Origin of the sequence: Candidatus Symbiobacter mobilis CR, from assembly GCF_000477435.1 — a bacterium.
GTDB lineage: Bacteria > Pseudomonadota > Gammaproteobacteria > Burkholderiales > Burkholderiaceae_C > Rhodoferax > Rhodoferax mobilis.
On the sequence record NC_022576.1, the window covers coordinates 945377 to 965784 of the forward strand.

Here is a 20408-nt window from a genome sequence, read left to right on the forward strand (position 1 = left end):
ACTTTGTGGGCAACTCGGTAACAGCGTATGCCTTCCTTTACAAATCAAGGCACTTTCCGCGCTGCCCATTTCGGATGCAATCGGGCAGAGGCACGAAATATCAATGCGTTACAAAAGACTGGAGCACAACGTCCCCACCGGACGGCCCTTGGCGCTCGCAAAACCTTGGTCACTCGCGTTGTGCATAAGTACAGCAGCGTCTAGCACAAAAACCGCTCCAACAGCGCACCATCGCACCATTGCCACTGCCGTCGCTCCTACACGGCACAAGCAAGTGTGGTGCGATCTCTACCTTGCGGCAGCCCGGCGCAGGCTCTTGGAATGGCCATGCACGGCATCGACCAAGGCTGCGACATGTTCCGGCGGCGTATGTGGATGCACCCCATGGCCAAGGTTGAAGATGTGCGTAGCCCCTTCGCCAACGCCCATGTGGACAGGCCCGAAGGCGCGCAATACTTTGCTGGCCTCGGCTTCCACCACCGCTGGTTTGGCCAGCAGCGCCAGGGGGTCGAGGTTGCCCTGCAATGCCTTGGTAGGCCCAAGCACTGCACGGGCCTCTTGCAGATCGACAGTCCAATCAAGCCCGATGACATCGCAATCCAGCTTCGACAGATGCTGCAAACGGTTGCCCGCGCCCTTGGCGAACACGATACGCGGAATGCGCACCCCGTCGTATTCCCGGTGCAGTCTGGACAGCACCCGGCGCAATGGGGAGAGATCAAACTCTTCATAGGCCGCGCCGGAAAGCACCCCACCCCAACTGTCGAACAGCATGACCGCCTGCGCTCCAGCCTCGATCTGGGCATTGAGAAAGGATGCCACCGTGTCGGCGTTGACTCGCAACACCCGATTGAGCAAATCGGGACGGCGGTACAGCATCGTCCGTGCCGTGCGAAAGTCGGTAGACCCCGATCCTTCAACCATGTAGCACGCCAGCGTCCAGGGGCTGCCTGCAAAGCCAATCAACGGCGCCTTTCCGGCCAGGGCTATGCGGGTGGCACGCACTGTGTCCAACACATGGCGCAGCTTCTCCAGGTCGGGAACATGCAGTCCGGCAACGGCAGCGTCGTCCTGCACGGGCTGGGCCAAGCGTGGGCCTTCCTCGGCAAGAAACGACAACCCCAGGCCCATCGCTTCGGGAATGACGAGGATGTCACTGAACAGGATCGCTGCGTCGAGGCCAAAGCGTTCCATCGGCATCAAAGCGACCTCCGTGGCCAATTCGACCTGGGAGACCAAATCCAGAAAACTGCCAACCCTGGCGCGCAGCGCACGGTATTCGGGCAAAAACCGCCCTGCCTGGCGCATCAACCATACCGGGGTGTATTCGGTGCGTTGGCGCAGGCAAGCGCGCAAAAACGTGTCGTTCTGTAGGGGTGCGAAAGCAGTCATGGCAAAGGTGGCATGGAAGAGTGGTTCCCGCAACGACCAGCCCCTCAGGCTGCGGCGAAGCAGGCTTGCAGCGCGGCGATTGTGTCCGACAGGCTTGTCAGGTTTTTTCCGACACAGGGTCTATCCCGGCGCTTACTACACCGGGAATAAAGGGGGTCTACAGTTCTTTTCACGGCATTGCACTGTTTTTTTCCCCTGTAACCCCCGAGGATCCCATCATGAATGAAGCCATCGACAACCCCATCGCAGCCTTCCACCCCTTCAGCCTCATCCTGGAACCCGAACGGGTGCTGCAATGCATGGAGGAATCCGAACAACTGCGCAGCCTGCGCCGCCACCTCTGGCGCCCGCTGGACAAACCCCTGATTGGCCGCGCTGGCACTGTCCTGGCACGGTTGGCGGAAATCGATGCCGAGATCGACGCCCAGGAGCTGGACGATGCAGAGTTCTGCGACAACGACTTCCCGCTGCACTGACGCCAAAAAACCATGGCCTAGGTGGGATCACCATGGCCCCTGGATTGCTGGGGTTCCACAGGCCCCGATGCAACGACACCGGATGCGACAACAGGCATCTCAGTTCGAAGGCACCCGCAAGCAGGCAGGCGTGGACAAATCATCGCTTGCTGCAGGCTCCACCGCGCCTGGCCGGGGGTCTTGCGCTCCCTGGCTGTGCATGGGTCTCCATACGCCTGGGCGGACGACAGGCTCATAACTGCCAGCAGGACGGCGCCCCGGAATCGGCGCAAGAGGGGGCGGCGGAAAGAGCGGCGCGCCGCGCAGCGAGGCGTTAGGACGTGCCCCCACCGTGGGCGCACGCAAGTCCCGTGGTGCGGTGGCCTCTTTGGCGTCGCTGATTTCGCGGGACTCCGTCACCGTATCCACGACCGCCGTTGTTGCAGTCACTGCCGCTGGCGCTGGCAGCCCATGGGCCTTTTCTTGCAGCCCCGCGACGATGACCGTGACGCGCACGCTCCCCGCCAGGCTGTCGTCGTAGGCCGTTCCCACGACGATCTGTGCGTCGAGGTCGGCCACTTGCAGCACGACATCGGTGGCATCTTCGACCTCCTTCATCTTCAGCTCGCCTTCCAGCCCCGACACCAACACGATGACCCCGGTAGCGCCGCGCAGGTTCACCCCTTCCAGCAGCGGGCAAGAAATGGCTGCTTTGGCAGCCTGTACTGCGCGATCAGCGCCCGTCGCCACCGAGGTTCCCATCAGCGCTTTGCCGGAGTTGCTCACTGCGGTCTTGATGTCGGCCAAGTCGACGTTCACCACCCCAGGGATATTGATGACCTCGGCAATCCCCCCCACGGCATACCGCAACACATCGTCGGCGTAGGCAAATGCTTCCTTGTGCGGCACATCCGGGCTGAGGCATTTCGCCAACTCGGCATTGAGAATGACGATCCGTGCATCGGTATGCGCTGCCAGCGCAAGCAACCCGGCCTCAGCGTTGTTCTTCCGCCGATTGCCCTCGAACTTGAAGGGCTTGGTCACGACGGCGATGGTCAGAATGCCCTTCTGCCGCGCCAGCTCGGCGATGACGGGGGCAGCCCCGGTTCCCGTGCCGCCACCCATGCCCGCCGTGATGAACAGCAGATCTGCGCCATGGATGGCTTCTTCGATTTCCGGCAACGTCTCCCGCGCAGCCTGTTCCCCTTGTACAGGCAGATTGCCAGCGCCCAGCCCCGTCTTGCCCAACTGGATCAGCCGTGCTCCAGTGATGCATTCCAAGGCTTGCGCATCGGTGTTGGCACAGATGAATTCCACGCCCTTCACCCCTTTTTCGATCATGTGGCGCACCGCATTGCCCCCTGCGCCCCCCACCCCGATCACCTTGATGCATGCCTTGTTCTTGCGGGATGGCAACGCCACGTCCGCATCCTCTTCCAAATCGATACGCAACCCTTTGGTCATATTGCTGTTGTGCATGTCCGCTCCTTTGTTTCCCTGCATGGTTATTCCCCCATTCCCCACTATCCGCGACGCCCGGGGCCAGGCGCGCCGATTCACAAATTTCCCCATGGACCGATTCACCAGAATGGAGAGCCTGCTACCCCTCTCCATGAAGCCAGTCCATCGCGTCGCTCCACAGTGACTTCAGCTTGCCGGGCCACTGTTGCTGCGATGCAGTGCGGCGCGGCATGAAACGCTTCTGCATGCCGACATCCAGCAACCCCATCGCCGTGGCAAATCCGGGGTTGTTAACGACATCCGCATAGAGACCGTCGTAGCTCGGTGCGCCCAGACGAACGGACTGCACGTGCATGACCTGGGAGCACAGTGCCGCGACCCCGGGAGTCAGGCAACTCCCCCCAGTCAGCACGACACCCATCGTCTTGGCAAGCTCGCACTCTGCCTCCCCCAGCCACATCAAGACCAGCAAAAAGATTTCCCGCCACCGCGCTTCGATCACCATGGCCAGGTAATCCCGTTCGATCATTCGACTGGCGGAACCGCCAATCCCAGGCACTGCCAGCAACTGCGTGCCATCCACCCCGGGGAGCGTGCGCAGCGCATAGCCTTCTTCGATCTTGAGCCGTTCCGCATCGATGGTTTGGGTATGCACTACCTGAACGATGTCGCTGGTGACCAAGTTGCCCCCTATGGGGATCACCCCGGTACACCGCAAGGCGCCATCGGCAAACACCGCGATATCGGTCGTCCCCGCGCCCACGTCGAGCAAGATGACCCCATGCTCGCGCTCGTCTGCGGTAAGCACGGAAGCGCTGCTCGCCCGCGAGGCAGGGATGATGCACTGCACCTCAATCCCACTGCGCAGCACGCAACGGCGCAGGTCTTCGATATGGACGTGCAACCCGGTGACGACATGGACGTGGGCATCAATCCACGACGTAGTCATTCCTACGGGGTGACGCACCCACCCTTGCTGGACCCCGAATTCCTGCGGCTCGACATAGAGTTGATCCGTCTCTTCTGGCAACCCGATGAGCGAGGCGATATGCACCACATGGTCTACGTCTGATTGCAAGACTTCTTGGTGAGGAAGGTGCGACGAGCCATTGCCATTGCCAAACCGCAAATGACTGCCACTAATGCCAACCACGACCCTGGTCACATCGCACCCACAGGCCGCTACTGCCCCATTGGTGGCATTGTGGATAGCGTCGACCGTCGCATCCATGTCGTTGACGACCCCTTGGCGCACACCGCTGCATGGCGCCGTTCCCACCCCCAGCACTTCATACGCCTGCGCTGCGCCGTCGCGTTCCTGCGCAAGCTGGGCCACTACGCAGCGAACCTGCGAGGTGCCGACATCCAGCGCAGTGAGCAATTCCTTGTTGTCACTCCCCATCGCGTCCCCCCGTATGTCTTGTGCCTGCCGCAACGCTGGCCTCTGTGTCCAGGGGTTCCCCCGATAGCACCTTGACCCCAAGCAAACGAAAAGCGTACCCATCCCGGTACCGCAAATCGACGCTTTGCAGGCTGTTGTAGCTACGCTGATGCTGGGCAGTGGCCTCGTGAACCGTATCGAGAAAGCGCTCGATACGCGCCCGAATCTCCCCAGGGGTACCCCCACCCAATTCCAACGAAATCGACGGCGCCATGCTCCCTTTCCACCGGTTGCGCGCATTCAGCTCCAGCCGTTCCAGCACCAGTCCCCGTGCATCGAATAGGGGGTGCAACGCACGGTACATCTGCAACACCGCAGCCTCGTTGCCTGCGGGGCCGTACAGCCTGGGCAGGGGCGGCTCCCCTTCTTTCCCGCCAATCTCCCCCGCGTTGGCATAGAACACCTCGCCGTGGCCATTGAGCAACCCTTGCTCGCCGTCCGTACCCCAGTAGGCAACGGGCTGGTGCTCATGCAGTTCCAGCAACAGGCGGTCGGGAAATTGCCGACGCACACCAGCGCGACGAATCCATGTCAAATGTTCCGCCGCCGTGCGAATGCCTGCCAAATCGACGGCCAGCACGGAGCCTTGCAGCAACGGCTGAAGATTGGCACGCAACGTTTCGACGTTGTAGTGCCGCGAAATCGTTCCCAGGTACAGCGTCTGAATATCAAACACCGGCAGACGCAAGATGTAGTACCCCCCCAGGGCGATGACTCCGGCAAGGACGAACACCAGCGCCCCATGCACGAAGGCAGAGGGACTCGACTCAGCATATCCGCTGTCTGCGACAACCATCATGGCGCACCGTCCAAGGTAGCGCAGCCCAGTACCTGCATGCACAGCGCGCCGTACTCCATGCCCACCGCACGCGCAGCCATGGGGACGAGCGAATGGCTGGTCATTCCCGGCGAGGTATTCATTTCGAGCAACAACGGAGCTTGGGTGGCGCGATCGACCATGACGTCGGCACGCGCCCAGCCCCGGCAACGCAAGGCGGCGTAGGCACCCAGCGCACGCTCCTGCACTGACTGCGCCAGCGCTGCGGGTACGTCCATGCAGTAGCGGGTGGTGTCGTTGAAGTATTTGTTTTGGTAGTCGTAGCAGGCATCTTCCGCGACGATGCGCAGCACGGGCAGGGCCTGCGGCCCTTCGGCGCCGTCCAGGATGGCCACGGTCAGCTCATCGCCATCGACAAAGCGCTCGCAGAGCACCTCACCATCGCGCTGCGCGGCAAGCCGGTACGCGGCCGCGCATTCCGCAGGGTCGCGAACGATGGTCACGCCCAGGCTCGATCCTTCGCGGCACGGCTTGACGACCATCGGCAACCCCAGTGCGTCCAGGGCTTGCAGCGCTTCTTCCTCCCGCAAGGCGATTCGCCAATCGGGCGTAGGCAAGCCCGCACCACGCCAAAGCTGCTTGGTCACGCCCTTGTGCATCGCAATGCTGGACGCCAGCACCCCGGAACCGGTATAGGGAATCCCCAGCAATTCCAGCGCCCCCTGCACGGTGCCGTCCTCCCCTCCACGCCCGTGCAAGGCGATGAAGCAGCGGCACACGCCCAGGGTTCGCAACTCGGTCAGCGGCTGGTAAGCGGGGTCGAAAGCGATGGCGTCAACCCCCTGCGCCTGCAAGGCTTGCAGAACGGCTGTGCCCGAGAGGATCGAAATCTCGCGCTCGCCCGAAGTCCCGCCAAACAACACAGCCACTTTGCCCCCATCCTGCGCCTGCGCCGGGGCGGTGGGCATGGCGGCTGGCCCCGGGAGCAGCGTGCTATTCATGCTTGCCCCTCCGTCCCCGCATGGCGGTGTGCCAGCTCTACCAACCTGGGGCAGGCAGACCCGATCGACCCGGCACCCATGCACAGCACGATGTCATCAGGTTCCACAGCATCCAGAATGGCCTGCGGCAGGTCAGCCATATCGTCGACGAACAGCGGTTCCACATGGCCCGCCACCCGCAACGCACGCGCCAGGCTGCGCCCATCTGCGGCAACGATCGGGGCCTCCCCGGCTGCGTAGACCTCGCACAACACCAGCGTATCCGCACGCGACAGCACCTTGACGAAGTCATCGAAGCAGTCGCGGGTGCGGCTGTAGCGGTGCGGCTGAAACACCAGCACAACCCTGCGACCAGGGAAAGCGCCGCGAGCCGCTTCCAGGGTTGCGGCGATCTCCGAGGGATGGTGGCCATAGTCTTCGATCAGCTCAAAGGTACCGGCCACGGAACCCACGGAACAGTCGCTCGATCCCTTGGCGGCCACGGGCAAGGCACCGTGCCGTTGAAAGCGCCGCGCAACGCCGGTGAACGAGGCCAGTGCGTCGAGCACGGCCTCGTCGGCCAAGCCTAGCTCCGATGCCACGGCAATGGCAGCCAAAGCATTGAGCACGTTGTGCTTGCCGGGAAGGTTCAGCACCACGTCCAGCCGCGAAGATGCCCCCTCGACAGTGCGCAACACGGTGCAATACATCTGCCCGCCCTGCGCACGCACGTCGATTGCACGGAACTGCGCATCCTCGTCAAATCCGTAGCTGACCATCGGGCACGTGAGCTGCGGAATGATGCTGCGCACTGCGGGATCGTCCGTACACAGCACCGCAGTCCCGTAAAACGGCATCCGGTGCAGAAAGTCGACGAAGGCCTGTTTGAGCTTGTCGAAGTCGTGCCCGTAGGTGGCCATGTGATCCTGGTCGATGTTGGTCACGACAGCCATCACCGGCGAGAGGTTGAGGAACGAGGCATCGGATTCGTCAGCCTCGACGACGATGTAGTCCCCCCGCCCCAGCCCGGCATTCGACCCCGCGCTATTGAGCCGCCCGCCGATCACGAAGGTGGGGTCCAGCCCCGCACGGGCCAGCACGCTGGCGATGAGGCTGGTCGTCGTCGTCTTGCCGTGGGTGCCCCCGACGGCGATGCCTGGCTTGAAGCGCATCAGCTCCGCCAACATCGAAGCGCGGGGAACGACCGCGATACGCCGACTCCGCGCCGCCTGCACTTCGACGTTGTCTGCAACCACCGCCGTCGACACGACGACGACATCCGCACCGTCGATATGCGCTGCGTCGTGGCCGACGAAGACGCGAATCCCCATCGTCCGCAACTGTTGCAATACCGGGCTGTCATGCTGGTCGGAACCGGAAACGATATAGCCCAGGTTGTGGAGCACCTGCGCGATGCCGGACATTCCGGCGCCGCCGATACCGACGAAAAATATGGATTGAACTGCGTGCCGCATAACTGGAAAAAACGATGACTGTGCAAGCCGCAAAGCGGCTTCTTGAAGCTCCCCCTCGCCCAACGGGAGAGGGGTGGGGGGGTGAAGGGCAATTAGCGAGGAAAAGAAGGAGGAAACAAGGTCGCGCCCGCAGCATGTTCGGATAACCGCAAACAGGCTGCCGCCACCTGCCGGTCTGCGTCGGGCTTGGCCATGGTTTGGGCGCGTATCGCCCGCTGCTGGAGTTCGGTTCGACTGGCCCGCAACAGCCAGTCACGCCACACAGCGGATGTAAAGCGGTCTTGCGGGATGAGCCATGCCGCGCCGGCATCGACGAGCACGCGGGCGTTGTGCGTCTGATGGTCGTCCACGGCGTAGGGGTAGGGAACGAAGACGCTGGCAACGCCCACCGCAGCAATCTCGGTGACTGTTCCCGCACCTGCTCTACAGAGCACGACGTCTGCGTTGGCCATGGCTTGCGCGGGATCTTCGAGGAACGGCAACACCTCGGCATCGACCCCGGCCTCGGCATAGCAGGCACGCACGGTATCAATGTGTGCCCTGCCACATTGGTGTACGACCTCGGGCCTGCGTGACTCTTCCATCCCGGCCAGTGCTTCGGGAACGACGGTATTGAGCGCCTGCGCGCCCAGGCTGCCCCCCATGACGAGCAGTCGCAACCGGCCCGTTCGCGCCGCGTAGCGCTCCTGCGGCGCCCCCTGCATCGCAAAGGAAGACCGTAGTGGGTTGCCCACCCACTGCGCGGCAGGGTGGATGCTCGGAAAAGCCGTGAACCGCTCCCGCGCCAGCCGAAAAAGCAGCCGATTGGCCAAGCCAGTGACGGCGTTCTGCTCATGCACCACCAGAGGAATCCCGCGCAACACGGCTGCAACGCCCGCTGGGAAACTCAGGTATCCCCCCATCCCGACCACCACATCGGGCCGAACCCGCTGCAACACTTGCAGGGTTTGCCACAGCGCACGCAGCAGCCGCCATGGCAGCAGCACCCACTGCATCCACCCCTTCGCACGCAAGCCGCCGAACTCGATCGTCGAGATATCGATGCCATGCTGTGGCACTTCCCGGCACTCCATGCTGGGGGCAGCGCCGTGCTGGCGGCCGCCAAGCCAATGCACCGCGCACCCTTGCTCACGCAGCGCGAGGGCAAGGGCCAGCCCGGGGAAGATGTGCCCCCCCGTACCCCCGGCAGCGATCAAGACCTTGGCGCTCACCGTCTCCCCTCCCCCTTACGTAGGCCTCGGTTTTCCCCATCAATGCGGAACACGATGCCCAATGCCAGCAGGTTGCCGAACATCGCCGACCCCCCATAGCTCATCAACGGCAAGGTCAGCCCCTTGGTAGGCAACAAGCCCAAAACCACCCCCATGTTGAACAGCGTCTGAAAGCCAAACCAGACCCCAATACCCATTGCCACCAACCCGGCAAAAGGCCGACGCAACCGCACGGCCTTGTCACCGATGCGAACGATTCGCCACACCACCACGGCAAAGAACAGCACAAGCAGAACAACCCCCATGAACCCCGTTTCCTCGGCCAGGATCGCAAACAAAAAGTCCGTATGCGGTTCGGGCAGCCAAGCGAATTTTTCGACCCCATTGCCCAACCCCACGCCGAGATACCCCCCGCGCGAGACGGCAATCAGCGACATCACCAATTGGTACCCATATTCCTTCATCGCTTCCACGGGGTTCAAAAATGCCAGGAATCTGCCCAACCGCCAATCCACTTTCATGATTGCCAACGTGACGACGATCCCGACAATACCCAGCGCCAACAGAATCAGCGATGGGCGTATACCCCCCAGAAAAACCACCCCTACGGCAATCGCAACGATGACGACCAACGCGCCAAGGTCGGGTTCGCACAGCAACAGCCCCCCCATGATCGTGAGGACGATACCAACGGGCATGACCGCATGTAGCGAAGCGCGCAACCCTTGCAGCCCTGTGCCTTCGACGGCCCCATTACGAACCATGTGCTGCGCGCAAAAAAGGAGCACGGACAGCTTAGCGAATTCGGAAGGCTGTACGCCCAAGCCCCCCAAATTGATCCACCGCGTTGCTCCCTTGGCTTCCCTGCCGATGCCGGGAATCAGCACCAATAACAACATCAGGATCGACAGCACGAGCAATAGCCGCGTCCATTGTTCCCACATTTCCGTGGGGATACGGTATGCCACCAGCGCAGCGACCGTGCCCAACATCAACCATGCGGCGTGCCGCTGCAAATAGTGGTACTGCGACAACGAGGCGAATTTGTTGGACATCGGCATCGCAACGCTGGCGGAATACACCATGACAAGCCCCCACGACGCAATCAGCACCACAGCCCAAAACAGCAGTGCATCCAGTCCCTGGGGCATCGTGGCGCGGATTTCTTCCTGCAAGCGCCGCTTCCACATTCCCCCCCGTGCCATGGTGACCGCAGCGCTCATGGTTGCAGCTCCTGCAAGGGGTGACCTGTCTTGTCGGCCCATTCGCGCACAGCATCCCGAAACACCCGCGCCCGGTGTTCATAGTCGTCAAACATGTCAAAGCTCGCACATGCGGGGGAGAGCAGCACGGCATCCCCCGCCTGGGCCACCCCACCGGCAATATCGACGGCTTGCTGCAAGCTGGTGGCTTCGTACACCGGAGCACTGTCTCCCAGGGCGGAATGGATCCACGCGCCGTCCCGTCCGTAGACGATCGCCGCACGTGCATACCGCGCAACGGGTTCCGCCAGGGGGGCGAAATCCTGCCCTTTTCCATCGCCACCCAGCAGCACGATGAGCCGCCGCTGCGGCCCCAGCCCTTCGAGGGCGGCCACCGTGGCGCCGACGTTCGTTCCCTTGCTGTCGTCGAAGAAAGCCACGTCTGCGATCTGCCCCACGGCCTCCACGCGATGCGGTTCGCCCCGGTACGCACACAGGGCATCGCGCACGGCGCCGATCGGGCAGCCCGCTGCCTCGGCCAGCGCCAGCGCGGCCAGCGCATTCGTCGCGTTGTGCAGACCATGGATGCGCAGCGCGCTACAAGGCAGCAATAGTGCGTGCTCGACCCCGGCACTGCCCTGCACCGCACGCACCAGATGATCCACGCCTGCCACACGCTCGATGCCGTAGTCCCCAACCTGTCTGGGCACATCGACCCCTACGGTTTGCGCCAGCGCAAGATCGTCGGGCTGCATCGCCATGACCAGGGGATCATGCCGGTACAGCACGCGCAAGGTCCGCGCCCCAAAAATACATGCTTTGGCCCGTGCATAGTCCTCCATCGACCCATGCCAGTCCAAGTGATCCTGCGTGAGGTTGAGTACGACCGCCGCCTTGGGGGCAAACCCTTGCATGCCGTCGAGCTGGAAACTGGATAGCTCCAGCACCCACACCTCCGGCAAGGTATTCGCATCCAGATGTCGCGCCAAGGTATCGAGCATGGGGAAACCTACATTGCCCGCAACGGCCACGGTACGGCCCGCCCCGGCAATCAACGCGCCAGTGAGCATCGTCGTCGTCGTCTTGCCGTTGGTGCCCGTCACCCCGAGCACGATGGGCGCATAACCGCGCTCGCCACGCAATAGCGTCAGGGCTTGCACGAATAGGGACAACTCGCCTTCGACGGCAATGCCCCGCGCCTGCGCTGCCACATTGAGTGCCGCCCAATCTGCCGGGCGCAGTCCCGGGCTACGGACGATCCGATCGACCTCGCCCGCTTCGACGAGCGCAACCCCCAGCGTTCCCGCAAGGCACGTCGCCCCAGGCAACGCGGCTTGCAGCGCTTGCATTCCCGGCGGGTTTGCTCGCGTATCGACGACCGTCACCCTCTCCCCCTGGCGTGTACACCAGTGCGCAACGCTTGCTCCCGTCTTCCCCATTCCCACGACCAGCACATGCCCCACGGTTGGCTCCTGTCAACGCAATTTCAGCGTGGAAAGCCCCACGAGGCACAACAACATCGTGATGATCCAAAACCGCACGACGACCTGTGTTTCCTCCCATCCGCCCTCTTCAAAATGGTGGTGCAGGGGCGCCATCAGCAAAATCCTGCGCCCCTTTCCGAACCGTTTTTTGGTGAACTTGAAATAGCTCACCTGCACCATGACCGAAATAGCCTCGGCGACAAACACCCCGCCCATGATGGCCAGCACGATTTCCTGCCGGATGATGACGGCGATGGTTCCCAGCGCCGCCCCCAGCGCCAACGCGCCCACATCGCCCATAAACACTTCGGCAGGGTAGGCGTTGAACCACAGAAAGGCCAGCCCGGCACCAGACATTGCCGCGCAAAAGACGATCAGCTCCCCCGCAGCGGGGATATGCGGCAAGAACAGGTAGCGTGAAAACACGGCATTGCCCGTAACGTAGGCAAACACGCCCAGGCAGGTGCCGACCATCACGACGGGCATGATCGCCAGCCCATCCAGCCCGTCGGTCAGGTTGACGGCATTACTCGTCCCCACAATGACCAAATACGTCAGCACGACGAAGCCCCAGACACCCAGCGGGTAGCTGATTTCCTTGAAAAACGGCACCATCAACCCCGCTTTGGGGGGCAGGCTGACATCAAACCCCGACTCCACCCAGTGAAAGAACAGTTCGAGCACCCGTGCGTTGGAGTTTTCGGAGATGCAAAACACCAGATACAAGGCCGCCACGAGGCCGATGAGCGACTGCCAGAAGTACTTTTCTCTTGCGGGCATGCCGTCAGGATCCTGGCGAACGACCTTGCGCCAGTCGTCCACCCACCCCACCGCGCCGAAGCCCACAGTGACGAGCAGGACGATCCAGACAAAGCGGTTGCTCCATTCAAACCACAGCAATGTCGATGCAGCCAGGCTTAACAGGATCAACGCCCCGCCCATCGTCGGGGTGCCGTGTTTTTCCAGGTGCGTGCTCGGCCCGTCCGTGCGCACCGGCTGCTGCACTTTCAGCGCAGCCAGCGTGCGGATCACCCAAGGCCCGCTGAGCAGGCCGATGAGCAACGCTGTCATCGCGGCCATCACGGCGCGAAACGTCTGGTATTGAAATACCCGCAGATACCCATGATCGGGAAAAAGGGTTTGCAACCACTGTGCAAGCCAGATCAACATGAACGGTCTTCCTTTCTATGGCGGCAATCCTGGTGTGCCTGACGATGATCCGCACGATGCTCGCTATCCTGATCCGTAGCACCGTCGCAAGCGGCCAGCACGCCTTCGAGCACCGTCTCCATCCGCATGGCGCGGGAGCCTTTGCACAGCACGCTGCCTGCGCCAGGCAGCGCTGGCAACATCGACGCAAGCAGTGCTCCGTGTTCTTGGTGCGCCTGCACGGCATCGCTTCCCCCAGCGCAGCTCCGAGCAGCCTCGGCGAACAGCGGGCCGATGGTGTAGATCGTTCCCTGCAACATGGACAAGGCGTACTCCAGCACTTCCCTGTGCATCGCCAACGCATCGGCGCCCAGCTCGCCCATATCGCCCAGCACCAGCCACTGCGGCGCAGGCAGTGTGGCAAGCAGATCAATGGCCGCACGCATCGAATCCGGGTTCGCGTTGTAGGTGTCGTCGACGACGGTCAGCCCCCGCCCCTGCACGCTGCACCGGTATACCCTGCTACGGCCCCGCACTGGCGTGAAGGAAGCCAGCCCCTGCGCAATCGGCTCCCATGGCAGTCCGGCCGCCAGCGCACAAGCCGCAGCCGCCAGTGCATTGCGCACGTTGTGCCACCCTGGCATCGGCAACGTGCATTCGCGCTCGACTTGCGAGATTGCGACGCGAATCTGCCAACGGTCTTGCTTCCACGTTGCGTCGAGCAGCCGCAGCGTGGCATCAATGTCGGCGCTGGCCGAAAACATGATCCGACCACAGTGGCTGGCCATCTCTGCCCACAAGGAGGCGTATGCCTCATCGGCGGGATAGACGGCCTTTCCCCACGCAGGCAAGGCTTGGAGGGCTGCGCCGTTTTCGCGTGCGACGTCCTCCACACTCGCAAAGAACTGCACATGATCCCGCTGCGCGTTGTTGACCAGGGCAATCGAAGGCTGCGCAATGCGGGCAAGCACGGCGATTTCTCCGGGGTGGTTCGTCCCCAGCTCAACGACAGCGTACCGATGCCGTAGCGTGAGCCGCAGCAACGTCAGAGGCACGCCGATCTCGTTGTTGTGGTTCCCTTCCGTGGCAAGCGCCGCATCCCCCGCGTAATGCCGCAGGATGGCTCCCACCATCTGCGTCACCGTCGTCTTGCCATTGCTCCCGGCGATGGCAACGACCTGCGCGATACAACGCAACCGGTGCGCGTGCGCAATCTGCCCCAACGCACGGCGGGTATCGGGAACGACGAATGCCGGACATCCCAGCGTAGGCAAGGTTTTCCGCGCTACCTCGCCTGCGCAGACCACGGCGACGGCCCCCGCATCGCAGGCTTGGGCCAGCAGGGCGTTGCCGTCGAAGCGCGGGCCTGTGAGCGCAACATACAGGTCGCCGGGCTGCAAGGTGCGGGTATCCGTATGGACGCGCTGGATTTGCAGCGCGGCCCAGGCGCTACCCGAGCCAACAACTTCGGCATCCTCGACGATATGGGCGAGGGTGCCCAGACTGGCAATGCTCATGGCTACACCGCTTCCTTCGCATGGAATGCGCGCAACGCGGCCACGGCCTCGTCGAGGTCGGAAAACGGAATGCGCTGCGAAGCGACTTCCTGGACGTTTTCGTGCCCCTTGCCGGCAAGCAACACCACATCCTGCACCGATGCACGCGAGATGGCTTGCGCAATGGCCAAGCCCCGGTCGGGTTCGACGACGAGGTCGGGCACCCCCCCCAGCCCCAGCAGAATTTGGCTGATGATGGCGTCGGGCGCTTCATTGCGAGGGTTGTCGCTGGTGACGACCACGCAGTCGGCATGGCTGGCCGCGACGGCCCCCATCAGCGGGCGCTTGCTCGCATCGCGGTTTCCGCCACAACCAAACACACACCACAGCCGCCCCTTGCGCACAGCAGCAATGGCCCGCAACGCTTGCAGGGCCTTGCCCAGTGCCCCAGGGGTGTGGGCGTAATCGACGACGATCAATGGTTGGCCATGGCCCCCTACACACTGCATCCGCCCAGGCACCGGGCTGAGCCGGGAACAGCTTTCGACAGCAGCATCGAGAGGCACGCCCAGGCTGCGCATCGCCCCGATCACCCCCAGCAAGTTGGCGACGTTGTATTCCCCGATCAGCCCGACAGACAAGGCAACGGATCGCCCCCCTTCCCGAACCTGGCATTGCAACGTCCGCCCGCTGTGGACGATGTCGGTAGCGCACAACCGCGCCCAGGAATGGGCGCCCAGAGATGTCGTCCACAGCTCAATGGCCCCCCGTGCTTCGCGGGCACCCAGTTGCCGCGCCAGTTCGTGACCATACGTGTCATCGACATGCACCACCGCCGCTTGCAACCCCGGCCAACTGAACAACCGGGACTTGACCCGGAAATACGTATCAATGTCCCCGTGGTAATCCAGATGTTCCGGCGACAAGTTGGTGAACACGGCGGTATGGACGAGCGTTCCGTCCAACCGGTGTTCCTCGATCCCGATCGACGAGGCTTCGAGCGCGCAGACGCGAATCCCACGCTGGGCAAAACGCGCCAGCCCCTCTTGCAGGGTGACGCCGTCCGGCGTGGTGTAGCCCGTGGGAACCAAATCCGGGTACACCCCCATCCCGAGGGTGCCGATCACGGCAGAGGGAATGGGCGCCACCTTGCGCAGCGCCGATAGCGCCCTGCTCAACCACACAGAGGAAGACGTTTTGCCGTCGGTGCCCGTGAAAGCAATCACCGTGACCTGCGTGCTGGGGTAATCGCAAAACGCTGCGGCAATCTTCCCGGCATCGGCTTTGAGGTTGGCATAACCGGCGCAGCGCTTGTCGTCCACCCCAGCAGGAAGCGCAACCTGTGTATCGACCAGGCACCCGGCAGCGCCGCGCCGAAAGGCATCCTCCACATGGGCGGTGGCGTCCCCGTGCTCCCCGGGCCAGGCAAGAAAACCGTCCCCCTCGCGCACGGCCCTGCTGTCCGAACGCAGTGTCCCCCTGACCCGATTGCGCAGCCAGCGCACGGCTTCCTCGGTCGACGCTACCGCATCCATCACTCGTCCTCCAAAACCATATCCGTCACGAAATGCGGCACCACATTGGCATCGGGCGCCACCCCGAGTGCTTGCAGTGTCCCCGCAGCGACCCTGGCAAACACGGGCGCCGCCACGTCCCCACCGTAGTAGTGGCCCGCGCTGGGTTCGTCGACGAGCACGGCAACGACGATGCGCGGCGCCTCGATCGGCGCCAGCCCCACGAACAGGCTACGGTGCTTCTTGTCGCGGTATCCACCGCTCTCACCACCCCGGTACTTGCGGGCAGTGCCCGTTTTTCCGCCGACGGAATACCCACGAACCTGTGCATGGGGGGCCGTTCCCCCTTCGGCAGTCACCAACCGGAGCATCTTGCGCATCTCGGCTGCGACCTTCGCACCCAGCACCGGCGTGCGATCTACCGTTTGGGGGTCTTTCACGCGCAGCAGCGACATGCTAGGCATGGTGCCATCGGCAAATACCGTGTACGCCCGTGCAAGCTGCAACAGGCTCACAGAAAGCCCGTACCCAAAGCTCATGCTGGCTTGCTCAATGGGCCGCCAGCGCAGCGGCTTGTTGGGCCGCAAGGTGCCCCACGATGCGCCGGGAAATGGGACTGTTGGCTTGCGGCCAAAACCCAGTTGGTCGAACAACGCCCACATATCGACGGGATCGAGCTTGAGCGCAATCTTGGTCACCCCGACATTGCTGGACTTCTGGATGATTTGCGAGACCGTCATCTTCGGCGCGGGGTGCGAATCGGTAATCGTCGTGCTGCCAATGCGGTAGCTCATCGTGGAAAACGTGGTGTACGGCGCGACCAACTTCTTTTCCATCGCCTGCGCAACGACGATGGGCTTGATCGTCGATCCCGGCTCGAAGGCCTCGGTCAGCGCATGATCCCGCCCCTCTTCGAGATTGGCGATCTGCGCCGGGGAAAAGCTGGGAGCGCTAACCAAGGCCAGGATTTCGCCCGACTGCACATCGAGCACGACCGCACTGCCAAAGTTGGCTTTGTGCTCCCGCATGGCGCGCCCGACTTCCTCAAAAGCCAGATGCTGGATTCTGCGGTCGAGGCTCAACACAACGTCCTGGCCGTCTTGCTTGGGCCGACCCGGGCCTCTTTCTTCCACCAGATGCCCGCTGCCATCGCGAATCCCCTCACGCCACCCATCCCGCCCAGAAAGGGTCTGGTCGAACGCTTGTTCCACGCCAGCCTTGGCTCCTGCAACGAACCCGACGACCTGCGCAAACAAGGTGTCTTCGGGATACACGCGCTTCTCGATCCGTTCCTGGTAAATCCCACGGATTCCTTGCGATCGTCTTCCCTTGGCGTCCAGGGTCGGCGCAACCCAGGTACGGCACAACTCCTTGACCCGCTCGGACACAGTGATATCGACACCACGCGCCAGCAGGCTCGTAGCTCGGATGCTGGAAATCCGATCTTCCACAACCTTGGCACTCAACTCTAGCGTTGCAGCGAGTGGATAGATGTCTTCCTTCTTCTTGGAAAGTACATTGCTATCGACCCCTATATCGAAGGTAGGGGCAGCCGGTACGGGGTCAGTGACCGTCGAGCTAGCCGAGGAATCTGCAGTACGACGCACGCTCACCCCTGGAATTCCTAGCGCAGCCACCTGTCGGGCCAGCTTGTCCTCCACCCCCCGCCGCAAAGGCACGTCGCGGGTAACTGGAATCTTGGCCTCAAGTTCTTGTAAAGGAATGCCCAGCGCTGCTGCAAGGCTGCCGCGTGCCTGCACCGGGATGTAGTAGAAGTCGCCCCATATATTGAATACCACGCGATTGGTAGCCAGCTCCACGCCGTTGCGGTCCAGAATGCGTCCGCGCTGCGCGTGCTCCGGAATGTTGACGACTTGGCGATCCTCCCCCAGCTTGACGTACCGCTGGCTATCGATGCCCTGCAAATACGCCGCCCGCACGATGACCCCGACAAAAGCCAGAAAGAACAGGGCAAGCACGAGGCGAATCCTCCACGCCGCACCCAACCCCGGAGCGGATGCTCCCCCCGCCCGCTGCGATGACTGCAAGGGCTTTGTCATGGCGCCGGGATAGCGACTTGCACGGCCTGCACTGCGGCAGGCCGTGTACTGCGAACATGCTGCCGCCCGGCGACGCCGATAGTGCTCCACGGCGTAGGCGTACCCATGCCCAGACGCTTACCCGCTTGCTCGCTGATGTTGCGAGACTGGGCCAAAGACTGCGCTTTTGCGCTCAGCTCCAGGTGCTCTTGCTGCAGCACACGCGAGCGAACCAAAGCACGCTGCAGTTCGCTATGCAGATACCGCGCCTCGAACCGGATTTGCACGAGGTGCATTGCGCTGGCAACGACCATCGCCAGCAGGCTCAAATGGATGGTCATCATGGTGCCGTTACCTCTCTACCTTCTTCTTACTTCTTACCACTCTCTGGGATACGCTGCGCCACCCGCAGCATCGCGCTGCGTGCGCGGGGGTTGCCCGCCACTTCCTGCGGACTGGGACGCATCCGCCCCAACTGCCGCAAAGGCAATACGACGCGGGCCAAGACGGGCGGCAGACGGGGGTCGACTTCCTCGCGGGAATGCCGTGCGATGAAACGCTTGACGATCCGATCTTCCAGCGAGTGAAAGCTCAGCACCGCCAGCCGCCCCCCCGGGCGCAGAACGCGCAGCGTGGCGTCTAGGGCATTGCGCAGGTCTTCCAGTTCCCGATTGATGTGAATCCGAAAAGCCTGGAATGTGCGGGTAGCCGGGTTCTGGCCACGCTCCCGCGTCCGGACCACGCCCGCAACGATCCGCGCCAGCTCCAGGGTGGAGCGAATTTCGCCCTGGGCCCTGCAATGTGTAGCAATCGCCTTTGCAATGGGGCGAGCAAACCGTTCTTCACCGTAATCATGAATCACCTCCTCGATTTCCTGCGCATCGGCCTGTACCAGCCACTGCGCCACCGTTGGCCCGGACGTGCAATCCATGCGCCCGTCCAATGGGCCATCCCGCAAAAAACTGAAACCCCGGCTTGGGTCATCGACCTGCGCCGAACTCATCCCCAGATCAAGCAATACCCCATCGACGCTGGATGCAGGCAAGCCCTCGATCTGACAAAACGAACCGTGGGAAATGGAAAACCGGGAATCGCCAATTTGCATGGCTTGCGCCACAGCATGAGGGTCCTTGTCGAAAGCAAGGACCCGGGCATCAGGCCCCACCCTGCGCAACAGCTCCCGGGTATGGCCACCACATCCGAACGTGCCATCGACAAACAGTGCCCCTACCTTCTGCCCCGCTTCGCCCAGCCAGGCGTCAACGGATTCCGCGAGCATCACGCTCTGATGCGACCTCTCTGCAGGCATGGCGGGCTACTCCAGAAAGTCGGAGACCGCTGCCAACATCTCCCCTTGCGCGTGCTGTTTTTCCTGGGACTCGTACGAACCCCAATCCCACAATTCAAAGCACTTTCCCACCCCCAGCAGCAGGCACTCGCGATCAAGCAGCGCTGCGCTGCGTAGCTCTGGCGGAATCAGCACGCGGCCACTGGCATCCATATCCACATCCATGGCATGGCCCAGCAACATGCGCTTCAACCACAGCGCCCCCTCGCCCCGCAACGCGGACAGTTCGCCGCGCACCTGCTCCCAAGCCGGCCTTGTGTAGATACGCAAGCAACCATGCGGATGCTTGGTAACCGTGAGCTGCCCCTGCACGCTGGTCAGCAGCGCATCGCGATACCGCGCAGGCACCATCAACCGCCCCTTGGCGTCGAGGTTCAGTTTGGTCGACCCCTGGAACACCGGTTGAAGTCCTTACAGAACAAAGGTTTTGCTGCACGAGCATTGGGCCACTGCCCCACAAATCGCCACAATTCACCACTTTTTCCCACTGCCGACGGACTATAGCAGAGCCACTTTGCACCGTTTTCGCGACAAGCTTTGTGGAATCACTACACCTTTCTATAGCATTACTCCGATTCCTCCAGCACGCAAGCCGCTTGGATACTTTGTCGCAGCCATGAAAGAGGACATTGCCCCGTGCCCCGTTCGCCTCCTTGCCGATAGCACTACGTATTCCCTATACAACGCATCCCCACCATGCCAGCCCTCTTCCCATTGCTAGTCCTTACGAAACAATTACTTAGCCTCAATTTTCTCGAAAATGACAGTGCGCACACCGCTTCCGCTTCCTGCTGGCAATGGCACCCTGCCTGACTTCCCATACCCTCCGTGGTAACATTCCGTAGTAGGTTGTTACATCTTGGTTTTGGCTGGTTTTGGCAATTTCTTCGTTATCATTTTGTAAATATGCCATCTCCCATTTTGTAATTTCATACTTTGCAATTACCTCATAATATCCTGAAAAATTTGACAGCACCATACAT

The 20408-nt window shown here is 62.4% G+C and carries 17 protein-coding genes; 1 reads left to right on the forward strand and 16 read right to left on the reverse strand.

Going from position 1 to position 20408, the window contains the following annotated elements:
* Positions 1-288 precede the first annotated feature (288 nt).
* Positions 289-1392: a uroporphyrinogen decarboxylase gene (gene hemE, locus CENROD_RS03905; RefSeq protein ID WP_022771803.1), complete on the reverse strand. Its 1104-nt coding sequence runs from the start codon at positions 1390-1392 to the stop codon at positions 289-291.
* Positions 1393-1610: 218 nt separating this feature from the next.
* Here hemE and CENROD_RS03910 point away from each other — a divergent pair, with 218 nt between their 5' ends.
* Positions 1611-1868, forward strand: coding sequence for a hypothetical protein (locus CENROD_RS03910; RefSeq protein ID WP_022771804.1), 258 nt, complete (start codon positions 1611-1613; stop codon positions 1866-1868).
* Positions 1869-1967: 99 nt separating this feature from the next.
* Here the strand turns inward: CENROD_RS03910 and ftsZ are convergent, their stop codons facing one another.
* From ftsZ to mraZ, 15 genes are all read right to left on the reverse strand, one after another.
* Entirely contained in the window at positions 1968-3326 is a 1359-nt protein-coding gene (gene ftsZ, locus CENROD_RS03915) for a cell division protein FtsZ (protein ID WP_238551820.1), read from the reverse strand.
* A gap of 121 nt (positions 3327-3447) precedes the next feature.
* A complete protein-coding gene (gene ftsA, locus CENROD_RS03920) occupies positions 3448-4710 on the reverse strand; it encodes a cell division protein FtsA (RefSeq protein ID WP_022771806.1) in 1263 nt (420 codons plus the stop codon).
* The gene (locus CENROD_RS03925; RefSeq protein ID WP_022771807.1) at positions 4700-5548 is read right to left on the reverse strand and encodes a cell division protein FtsQ/DivIB; all 849 of its coding nucleotides are present in this window, start codon (positions 5546-5548) and stop codon (positions 4700-4702) included. Before CENROD_RS03925 ends, ftsA begins: the two co-directional genes overlap by 11 nt.
* On the reverse strand, positions 5545-6495 hold the full coding sequence (locus CENROD_RS03930; RefSeq protein WP_041194026.1) for a D-alanine--D-alanine ligase: 951 nt from the start codon (positions 6493-6495) through the stop codon (positions 5545-5547). Before CENROD_RS03930 ends, CENROD_RS03925 begins: the two co-directional genes overlap by 4 nt.
* 29 nt (positions 6496-6524) lie before the next feature.
* A complete protein-coding gene (gene murC / locus CENROD_RS03935) occupies positions 6525-7982 on the reverse strand; it encodes a UDP-N-acetylmuramate--L-alanine ligase (RefSeq protein WP_022771809.1) in 1458 nt (485 codons plus the stop codon).
* Positions 7983-8074: 92 nt separating this feature from the next.
* Positions 8075-9193 carry an undecaprenyldiphospho-muramoylpentapeptide beta-N-acetylglucosaminyltransferase gene (gene murG / locus CENROD_RS03940; RefSeq protein ID WP_022771810.1) on the reverse strand — a complete coding sequence of 373 codons (1119 nt, stop codon included), beginning with the start codon at positions 9191-9193 and terminating at the stop codon, positions 8075-8077.
* Positions 9190-10416 (reverse strand): putative lipid II flippase FtsW, encoded by a 1227-nt coding sequence (ftsW, locus tag CENROD_RS03945; RefSeq protein ID WP_022771811.1) that lies wholly within the window; start codon positions 10414-10416, stop codon positions 9190-9192. The genes murG and ftsW overlap by 4 nt, the downstream gene beginning before the upstream one ends.
* Complete coding sequence (murD, locus tag CENROD_RS03950; protein WP_238551821.1) at positions 10413-11858, reverse strand: UDP-N-acetylmuramoyl-L-alanine--D-glutamate ligase; 1446 nt, start codon at positions 11856-11858, stop codon at positions 10413-10415. Before murD ends, ftsW begins: the two co-directional genes overlap by 4 nt.
* 12 nt (positions 11859-11870) lie before the next feature.
* Positions 11871-13049 carry a phospho-N-acetylmuramoyl-pentapeptide-transferase gene (gene mraY, locus CENROD_RS03955; RefSeq protein WP_022771813.1) on the reverse strand — a complete coding sequence of 393 codons (1179 nt, stop codon included), beginning with the start codon at positions 13047-13049 and terminating at the stop codon, positions 11871-11873.
* The gene (locus CENROD_RS03960) at positions 13043-14545 is read right to left on the reverse strand and encodes a UDP-N-acetylmuramoyl-tripeptide--D-alanyl-D-alanine ligase (protein WP_022771814.1); all 1503 of its coding nucleotides are present in this window, start codon (positions 14543-14545) and stop codon (positions 13043-13045) included. Before CENROD_RS03960 ends, mraY begins: the two co-directional genes overlap by 7 nt.
* Before the next feature lie 2 nt (positions 14546-14547).
* Positions 14548-16059: a UDP-N-acetylmuramoyl-L-alanyl-D-glutamate--2,6-diaminopimelate ligase gene (locus CENROD_RS03965; protein WP_022771815.1), complete on the reverse strand. Its 1512-nt coding sequence runs from the start codon at positions 16057-16059 to the stop codon at positions 14548-14550.
* Positions 16059-18098 carry a peptidoglycan D,D-transpeptidase FtsI family protein gene (locus CENROD_RS03970; RefSeq protein ID WP_081699813.1) on the reverse strand — a complete coding sequence of 680 codons (2040 nt, stop codon included), beginning with the start codon at positions 18096-18098 and terminating at the stop codon, positions 16059-16061. The genes CENROD_RS03965 and CENROD_RS03970 overlap by 1 nt, the downstream gene beginning before the upstream one ends.
* Positions 18095-18421, reverse strand: a complete 327-nt coding sequence (ftsL, locus tag CENROD_RS03975; RefSeq protein ID WP_022771817.1) for a cell division protein FtsL — start codon at positions 18419-18421, stop codon at positions 18095-18097. Before ftsL ends, CENROD_RS03970 begins: the two co-directional genes overlap by 4 nt.
* A gap of 26 nt (positions 18422-18447) precedes the next feature.
* Positions 18448-19386 (reverse strand): 16S rRNA (cytosine(1402)-N(4))-methyltransferase RsmH, encoded by a 939-nt coding sequence (rsmH, locus tag CENROD_RS03980; protein ID WP_022771818.1) that lies wholly within the window; start codon positions 19384-19386, stop codon positions 18448-18450.
* Between the two features lie 6 nt (positions 19387-19392).
* Positions 19393-19824, reverse strand: coding sequence for a division/cell wall cluster transcriptional repressor MraZ (mraZ, locus tag CENROD_RS03985; RefSeq protein ID WP_022771819.1), 432 nt, complete (start codon positions 19822-19824; stop codon positions 19393-19395).
* Between the last annotated feature and the right edge of the window lie 584 nt (positions 19825-20408).